Annotated in this window: 8 protein-coding genes; 3 read left to right on the forward strand and 5 right to left on the reverse strand. The window is 63.8% G+C overall.

Translation table 11 applies throughout. The features are described from left to right. Nucleotides 1–222: 222 nt before the first annotated feature. On the reverse strand, nt 223–1,572 hold the full coding sequence (locus ACLQ7E_RS18180) for an MFS transporter (protein WP_411733985.1): 1,350 nt from the start codon (nt 1,570–1,572) through the stop codon (nt 223–225). A gap of 263 nt (nt 1,573–1,835) precedes the next feature. Between ACLQ7E_RS18180 and ACLQ7E_RS18185 the strand changes: the two genes are divergently transcribed. Further along, entirely contained in the window at nt 1,836–2,594 is a 759-nt protein-coding gene (locus ACLQ7E_RS18185) for a DUF4303 domain-containing protein (protein WP_411733986.1), read from the forward strand. On the opposite strand, the gene ACLQ7E_RS18190 is transcribed toward ACLQ7E_RS18185, so the two are convergent. Continuing rightward, nucleotides 2,591–3,259: a zf-HC2 domain-containing protein gene (locus ACLQ7E_RS18190; RefSeq protein ID WP_411733987.1), complete on the reverse strand. Its 669-nt coding sequence runs from the start codon at nt 3,257–3,259 to the stop codon at nt 2,591–2,593. The two genes, ACLQ7E_RS18185 and ACLQ7E_RS18190, sit on opposite strands and share 4 nt — an antisense overlap. Beyond that, nucleotides 3,256–3,759, reverse strand: a complete 504-nt coding sequence (locus tag ACLQ7E_RS18195) for a sigma-70 family RNA polymerase sigma factor (protein ID WP_411733988.1) — start codon at nt 3,757–3,759, stop codon at nt 3,256–3,258. The genes ACLQ7E_RS18190 and ACLQ7E_RS18195 overlap by 4 nt, the downstream gene beginning before the upstream one ends. 246 nt (nt 3,760–4,005) lie before the next feature. Here ACLQ7E_RS18195 and ACLQ7E_RS18200 point away from each other — a divergent pair, with 246 nt between their 5' ends. Continuing rightward, a complete protein-coding gene (locus tag ACLQ7E_RS18200; protein ID WP_411733989.1) occupies nt 4,006–4,533 on the forward strand; it encodes a hypothetical protein in 528 nt (175 codons plus the stop codon). 87 nt (nt 4,534–4,620) lie between these two features. Beyond that, nucleotides 4,621–6,288: a bifunctional phosphoribosylaminoimidazolecarboxamide formyltransferase/IMP cyclohydrolase gene (gene purH / locus ACLQ7E_RS18205; RefSeq protein ID WP_411733990.1), complete on the forward strand. Its 1,668-nt coding sequence runs from the start codon at nt 4,621–4,623 to the stop codon at nt 6,286–6,288. A gap of 365 nt (nt 6,289–6,653) precedes the next feature. On the opposite strand, the gene ACLQ7E_RS18210 is transcribed toward purH, so the two are convergent. Together ACLQ7E_RS18210 and ACLQ7E_RS18215 are read right to left on the reverse strand one after the other, a co-directional pair. Next, complete coding sequence (locus ACLQ7E_RS18210; protein WP_411733991.1) at nt 6,654–7,421, reverse strand: type II CAAX prenyl endopeptidase Rce1 family protein; 768 nt, start codon at nt 7,419–7,421, stop codon at nt 6,654–6,656. A 1,022-nt stretch (nt 7,422–8,443) separates the two neighbouring features. Further along, on the reverse strand, nt 8,444–8,607 hold a 164-nt coding region (locus tag ACLQ7E_RS18215; RefSeq protein WP_411733992.1), incomplete at its 5' end, for a M23 family metallopeptidase.

Here is an 8,607-nt window from a genome sequence, read left to right on the forward strand (position 1 = left end):
ACATCCGGGCCTGGGTCAAGGCCTGGAACGAAAACCCGCGGCCGTTCATCTGGACGAAGTCCGCCGAACAGATCCTCGAGTCACTGGGCCGACTTCTGAAGCGAACTTCAGGCGCAGGACACTAGCCAGAGCCAGCCGCAAACAACGGTGCCCTCCGGCCAGGCCCGCCTCAGCGGGTCGGGCCGGAGGGCACCGTTGTATGGTCAAAGACCCGGCCCGGACCTACTGCAGGAGGCGGCCCTTGGTCTCGGGGGCAAAGAACGCCATCAGGATGACCGCTGCCAGCACCATGGCCCCGGCCACCAGGAACAGGTTTCCCAGGCCAACCACCGGCCACAGCGCGGCGAAGGCCAGCGGCCCGAACCCGGCGCCCAGCCGGCTAAACGAGGAGGCCCAGCCAAAGCCTGATCCGCGCAGCTCGGTCGGATACAACTCCGACACGTAGGTGTACAACACCGGGATGGCGATCTGCACGACCACGCCGAAGATCAGCAGCCACACCAGCGCCAGGGCGGGTGCATTGATCGTCACCGCGACCATGACCAGGATGATGGCCGACAATGGACCGGTGATGCCCAACAGCCACTTGCGGCCAACCCTTTCCACCAGCAGGGCGGCAATGAACACGCCGATCAGGCCCATCAGGGCCATGACCGAGGTCATGAAGAACGCCGTGGACTGCACCATGCCGGTGTCCGCCAGGATGGACGGCATCCACGTCAGGGCCAGGTAGTAAACCAGCAGGATGGTCAGGAACAGCGACCAGGACACCATGGTGATCCGGGGACTGAAGCGCCAGATCTTCACCAGCTGCTCCAGCCAGGACCCGGGGGACAGCCGCGGTGCGGCCTCCGGCTCAGGGAGCGTGTAGGGCTGCGCCGTGGCGCCGGTGCGGGCCACCAAATCGTCGATGACCTTCGCCGCCGCGTCCCTCTGGCCGTTGCGGACCAGGTAGAGCGGGGACTCCGGGACGCTGCGCCGGATCCAGAAGACCAGCAGCGCCGGAAGCACCATGACAGCAAGGATGAGCCGCCAGTTTCCGGTGGTCGCCTGGACCCAACCGGAAATGAAGAAGGAGAGTGCGGCCCCGACCGGCCACCAGCCGTCCATGGCGGTGAGAACCCGGCCACGTTGCTTGGACGGGGTGAACTCGCCGACCAGGGCGTAGTCCACCGGGATGCAGCCGCCCAGGCCCACGCCGGCAATGAAGCGGAAGGCGACGAACCACGCAAAGCTCGGGGCCAGGGCCCCGGCGACGGTGAAGATCGAGAAGATCAGCAGCGTCCAGGTGAAGGCCTTCTTGCGTCCGATCTTGTCGGCTATGGTTCCCCAGAGGAACGCGCCCAGCGCCATGCCCACCAGGTTTCCGGTGCCCAGCAGCGCCGCCGTGGTGCGGTCAAGGCCCCACTCCGCTGCGACCAAGGGGATCAGGGCGCCGTTGAGCGTGACGTCCCAGGCGTCGAACATGAATCCAAGCCCGCCAATGATGAAAATCTTCCCCTGCACGCCCCACTTCCACGGCAGGTTCTGGACGATTGACTCGCCGGTGGGTAGCTTCAGGAAATTGTTCATGAGTGAATGGCCTTTGGACAGGTGCGGTCTGACGCAGGACGAGTACAGCCACGGCAACAAGGTCGTTAGTGAGGCAACGGAAGAAAACGTCCTCCCGTTCCAGCAACAACGCTACGCGCTGAAACGGCAATCCACAGAATACCCCTTGACTTTTTGTAGCTTTGCGTTTCCCGAATCGGCTTCTGCCGGGGCACCCGAAATTGGGCGAAGCCCCATGTGCCGGGGCTGTTCCGGTGCGGGGCAACCCGGGGTAGGCTCTGGATATGGGAGTAGATTGGACCGCTCTCGAAGAGGCGATACGGGTGTCGGCTCTTCGCCAGGCGGAAGAAATAATTCACCGTCACCCGGACGAAGTTTTCTATGCGATTGCCCTCGACGGGGTGAGCGCCGACGAAACCGACCACATCGACTTGCCCGTCCTTGCGCTGAACTCCGAAGAAGCCCTGACCCGTGCCTTCGCCGGCGACGAAGAGGAAGCGGTTGAGGAGGACTTCGACGACGAGGACGAAGAGGAAGACTTCGAGGAACGCGCCGACGCCGACGACAACGGGTCCGACAGGGACGTGCATCTCCACGACAACGACGTCACCGCAGTCAGCGACTCGGATGACGACGAGGATGACGACGTCGCCACGGATGAGGATGACGATGGCGAAGACATCGACGCCGTCCTCAAGGAATTCGACGCCCTGGCCTCCGACGCCGAACAAGGATACTACTCCTCCAAGTGGAATCCGGCGGATTGGCAGTGGAGCCCCATCGAGCTCTTTGACGAATCTGCCACGTCCCTGTGGAGCCAGGCCCTGACCAGCGTCGCCAGGGACCACGGGTGGGAGAAAACGAACCGCCTGTACTACGAAATGCTCATCCGCGTCACCGAATCATTGCGCACCACCTTGGCCGTGGGACGAAACGCGGACGTGGTGGTCTACCTCTCCGACGAGGAGCACGGCGATGCGCTACTGCGCAGGTGCCTCACCGAATCCCAGCTGGCCAAGCACTTCCCGGAACTCACGCATTAGCTGGGCAGCTTCGAAGGCCCGTCCGGGAGATTGAGTTCGGCGAGGATCCTGGAATCCACGTCGCGCAGCTGGATCGCCGAGATGAGTCCCAGTTCGGTGGGCACGGCCCCGCTCAGGCGGGCCGTGCCCGTTTTTGTGGCGGTCCAGGAGCCTGCCCTGTCGACTTGGCCGGAGCGGTCGACCACCCACAGCGAGAGTGTCCCGCTGGTGGGCAATTGGGTCCCGCTGAATTGCAGCTCGGTGCCCCATGCCTTGGCATTCAATCCCAGGTCCACGCGCGGTCCCGCGGCCGAGACCACCTCGTAGCTGGCATCGGGTGCAGGGGCGGGGTTCAGCACGGGCGCCAGGAACACGCCTCCGGCAACGGATGCGGCGACTGCGGCCACCGCCGCAGACCCCAGCAGGGTACGCCGCGTTCGGCGCCTGGCCCGCAGCCGGTCCAGGAGTTCGACCCCGGGATCCGAGACCGGGACGGTGGGTTCGGCGGACAACAGCGCCCGGGCCGTCTGCGTATCCAATGCGCCAAGCCGCGTCGTCACCGGGGAAAAGAGGGCAATTTCCTCGCGGCATTGCTGGCAGGTGGCCAGGTGCGCCTCGAAGTCACGTGCCTCGTCGGGGCCAAGCCCGCCCAGCAGATAGGCCCCCAGGTCCATGTGCTCGTTCACTGTTCCACCCCCATTTCTGCCAAGATCCCGCGAAGGGCCCGCAGCGCGTAGTACGCCCGTGATTTCACCGTGCCCTGGGGGATCCCCAGGCTTGAGGCCGTTTGGGCCACCGTGGAACCCAGATAATGCATGTGGATCACCACCTGCCGATGTTCTAGGGTCAAACGCATCAAGGCCTCTTCCATGAGAATCCTGTCCAGGACCGCTTCCATGCCCGCAAGGGCGCCCGCAGCCTCGGGATCCTGGTCGCCCAGCGCCGAGGCGGAAATCCGCGCCGCGGCTCGGCGGTGCCGGTCGATGATCACGTTGCGCGCGGTGGCAAACAAGTAGCTGCGCAGCGATCCGGTCAACTCCGGGGCGGCCTTCCACACCTTGAGCACGGTTTCCTGCACCACGTCGTCCGCCTCGTCGCGGTCGGAGGCCACGCGCAGCACAAAACGTCTCAGGGCTTCGCCGTGGTCGCGGTAGATGTCCGACACCACTTGCGCTTCTAGCGGCACATGGGCTCCATTGGGTTTCTTCGGGAACATGGGTTCACCCCACTAGGACGCATCTGTACTTCAATCGGTTCAACCACGTTCCAAGTATGCGCAGAAAAGTCGGCCACGGCGTGAACCCCGACACACCTTGATGCGTCTTAGCCAGTGAGAGATGCCTCGGGAGTACCTGCAACCAGCCCCCGGGGAGCTCCTGGCCCCCAGGCAACGGGGGCCCAAGTCCCGCCCCCAAGTGTTAGGAATTGCATCATGAACCCGAAGAACCACACCAAGACCGCGGCCGCTGCACTGTTCCTCGGCGCAGCGCTGCTGCTGTCGGGCTGCGCCGACACCACCACGCCGGCACAAAGCCCCGCCACCACGTCAGCGGACACCGGTGGCGGATACGAGGCGCCGGCACCCAGCGCCTCGGACACGGCCATGGCCGCGGCGGACCTGAAGACCGCCCAGACAAGCCTGGGCACCATCGTGGTGGACGGGAAGGGCATGAGCCTGTACTACTTCACCAAGGACACGAAGGACACCACCACCAGCGCATGCACGGGCGAATGCCTGGCCGCCTGGCCGATCGCCGTGGCCACCGGCGACACCCCCGTGGTGGAAGGCGTCACCGGGGAAGTCGGAACCATCGACAGCCCCGATGGATCCAAGCAGCTGACGCTCAACGGCATGCCCCTGTACTACTTTGCCAAGGACACCAAGCCCGGCGACGTGTTGGGCCAGGGCGTCAACGATGTCTGGTACGTGGCCTCGCCCGCGGGGGAGATGATCAAGTAACAGCGGAGCCACGCAGGAAGTCGCCCGCCGGGGTGCGGGATAAGATGGGGGTTGCACCCCCCTCAAACCGCACCCTGGGAGACTTTTGTGAGCCAGATTGTCCTTGATCGCGTCCCGATTCGCCGGGCCCTGATTTCCGTCTACGACAAGAGTGGACTGGAGGAGCTGGCAGCGGGCCTGCACGCAGCCGGCGTCGCACTGGTCTCCACCGGCTCCACCGCCAAGCGCATTGCCGCCGCCGGGATCCCGGTCTCCGAGGTCGAGGAAGTCACCGGCTCCCCGGAGATGCTTGACGGCCGCGTCAAGACCCTGCACCCGCGCGTGCACGGAGGCATTTTGGCCGACCGCCGCGTCCCGGCCCACATGAAGACCCTTCAGGACATGAAGATCGAGGCCTTCGACCTCGTCGTGGTGAATCTCTACCCGTTCGTCGACACCGTGCGCTCCGGCGCTGCGATGGACGACGTCGTCGAGCAGATCGACATCGGCGGACCTGCGATGGTGCGTTCGGCGGCCAAGAACCACGCCTCCGTGTCCATCGTCGTGGACCCGACCTACTACTCCGAGGTCATCGCAGCTGCCTCGGCCGGCGGCTTCGATCTGAAGTGCCGCCAGCGCCTGGCCGCCAAGGCCTTCGCGCACACCGCCGCCTACGACACCGCGGTCGCCTCCTGGACCGCTGCACAGTTCCTCGACGAGGACGGCGACGGAGTCATCGACTGGCCCGCGTACTCGGGCCTGGCCCTGGAACGCTCCGAGGTCCTGCGCTACGGCGAAAACCCACACCAGCAGGCAGCCCTCTACGTGGACAAGGCGGCCCCGGCGGGCATCGCCCAGGCCGACCAGCTCCACGGCAAGGCCATGAGCTACAACAACTACGTCGACGCCGATGCAGCGCTGCGCGCGGCCTTCGACTTCGACGCCCCGGCCGTCGCCGTGATCAAGCACGCCAACCCGTGCGGTGTCGCCGTGGCCTCCGCCGACGCGGTTGACCCGATCGCCGACGCGCACGCCAAGGCCCACGCGACCGATCCGCTCTCGGCCTTCGGTGGCGTCATTGCCGCCAACCGCACCGTGACCGCCGGCATGGCCAACACCGTCAAGGACATCTTCACCGAGGTTGTTATTGCGCCGGACTTTGAGCCCGAAGCGGTGGAGATCCTCTCCAAGAAAAAGAACATCCGTCTGCTGGCCCTGCCCGAGGGCTACGGTCGCTACCCGGCCGAAATCCGCCAGGTCTCCGGCGGCGTGCTCGTCCAGGTCTCGGACAAGGTCGACGCCGACGGAGACAACCCGGCGAACTGGACCCTTGCCGCCGGCGAGGCAGCCGACGAGGCAACGCTTGCGGACCTGGCCTTCGCCTGGACCGCAGTGCGTGCAGCGAAATCCAACGCCATCCTGCTGGCCAACGACGGCGCGGCAGTGGGCATCGGCATGGGCCAGGTCAACCGCGTTGACTCCTGCAAGCTTGCCGTTGAGCGCGCCAACACCCTGGGCGTCACCGTCGAATCCACCGTTGACGCCGCAGGCGGAGCCTCCGGCACCGAGGGCGTTTCGGTAGAACGCGCCCGCGGCGCCGTGGCAGCCTCGGATGCGTTCTTCCCGTTCGCCGACGGCCTGCAGATCCTGCTGGACGCCGGTGTGCGCGCAGTGGTGCAGCCCGGCGGTTCGGTCCGCGATGGAGAGGTCATTGCTGCAGCAAACGCAGCGGGCGTGACCATGTACTTCACCGGTGCACGCCACTTCTTCCACTAGGAAACAGTGATCCGGCTGCCGCCGACGTTCCCCTCAAGGGGGATCGCCGGCGGCAGCTTTCTGTGTCAATCGTCGTTTCCATGCAAGCAAGAAGTGCGGAGTCGACCCGGGGTCCAAGGATGACCGGAACAGAAATTCACGCTCAGGGGTCAACCGGTGGTGAATGTACCGGTTGGCACGCCACCGGGCAATGTTTCGGGCGGGGCTCCCGGGACGTCCACACGCGCGAGATTTCAACGACGCTGTCATTTTCGAAGGCGACTGCACTGGCCGTCAATGGTCGTCCGCACTGCACTGCGATTGCGCGTACGCAAGTGGATCGCTATCCAGTCATTCGTTGGCCCAGGGGCGCATGGCCCAGGGGCTCAGTACAGGAAAACCGGAAGCCAGTCGCGGTTGTGCGCGTGTACCAGTACGAGGAACAAAACAAAGTCGAAGATCAAGTGCACAGACACGACATAAGTCAACGACTTCGTCAGCTTGAAGGTGTAACCCTGCAGCAGTGCGAAGGGAAACGTCAAAAGCGGACCCCATGCCTGGTAGCCGATCTCCCACAGAAAAGACGAGAAGATCACCGCCTGCAGGATGTTTGCGAGCCAGTCCGGAAAGTGCCGCCGCAGCAGCGTGAAGGTGGTGCAGATAAAGAACAACTCATCCCAGATGCCAACAGCGTTCACTCCCAGAAAGAGCCGCCAGAAGATGGCGGGATCCGAGGCGTCCGGCCAGTTTTGGTAGACGCTCGTGCTGATCAGGTACACCGGCAAAATGAAGTAGCCCAACGCAACCACACCGATCAGGTACAGCTTGGCGGTCAACGGCCATTTACGTCCGGTGTTCACCGGAAATTTGATGATCTCCTCGCGGTAAACAAATCGCGAGACCAGCCACGGCAGCAGCACGGCCAACGCGAGCGCACCACCCATCAAGATCATGTGCTGGATGCTCAAGTCAGCGTTCAGCGGAACCATGCTGATGATCACCAGTCCCGCCGCGATGAGCGCAAGGTGGCGTGCGAGCCCGCGGTCGATTATCGCCGCCGTGAGCACGCTCAGGGCGAGCAGGCCGTAGCCTACCGGGTCATTGCCGAGGCCAAAAAGCAGGACTCCGGACGCCGAGAGCAGCGCCGCCGGCATCAGCTTCCAGTTGAGCGCTGTACGGGGTGGGTCAGCCAGGATCTGTCTCACACCACAAGCATGCCAGCACCGCCCGCGGCACAAAAGCGTTCACACGCCACTTGGGCGGGCTGGACCAAAGCGGGTCGTCGAGGGACGTGCGCATCTGCAGCGCCCTGCCACCGGATCTCCACACGGGAAAGATGCCATGCCCAGCATCGCGGACAGGTTGCCGCCAGCCATGGAACCATCGGGGCCACACTCGAGGATCCTGCCCAGTAAACAACACCCCCACGCGTGCGGCACCATTGGTGCGGACCCGGCGCCGGATTTCACGAATGCGGGGACATTCTTGACTCCATGCCACACGGCTGACCACGCAGACCCTGGATAAGCCATCGAATTCCTTGCACTGGCTTCGAGCCACATTTCATCTGCGAAAGAATCCTCGCTGCCGCACCTTATGAAAAGGCGTTGATCAAGTGCAGTTGCCGGTTCGATTCCAACGGATGCGGGAAACCGGAAGCCATATGGCCCGAAAACAAAATCCCCTTCGGTTTCCTAGGGCCAGCCCCCACGCGTTTATTTGGTTTGTTGGGGTATCTGGTCCCGATGTCCACCTGACCGCGCAAGCCAGTTCCGACAGTCGATCAGGAACTTGCTAAGCACCATCGAACCCAGTCATCGGATTCAGCCACAGGGTCGAGACGGTCCCCTTCCGCACGGCGCGCACTGCCGCACCAGGAAACTCGAATCTCATCATTCGATGGCGCGGAAAGCTCGCGATCCACTTCGTCGGTGAATCCAAGTTCATCGCCATGCAAGGCCAACGCAAAGTCTTGAATTGCGGGTCTTGTAAGCCGATGATGAGAAGTACCAACGAAGAGAATGGAAGTCAGGACATGCGTGGAAGCGGCCTTGTTTGGACAATCGTGGGCGTTCTTGTGGCTATTGCCTTGGTGATCTGGATCGTTTCAGCTATGTAGGACGCCTTCTCTAAGCAGACATGACGGCGTCCGCCACAGATTGGTGTCGCTTTGTCGTTATAGCCAGCCCTCGGGGTTTACCCACTTGCCGTTGACGATGACCTCGAGGTGCAAATGCGGCCCCGTGGAGTTGCCCGTGCTGCCCGCAAGCGAGACGACTTCGCCGCGCTCGACCTTTTGTCCCACGGACACCTTGAGGACCGAGTTGTGGTTGTAGCTGG

The organism is Paeniglutamicibacter sp., from assembly GCF_046714615.1.
Taxonomy (GTDB): Bacteria; Actinomycetota; Actinomycetes; order Actinomycetales; family Micrococcaceae; genus Paeniglutamicibacter.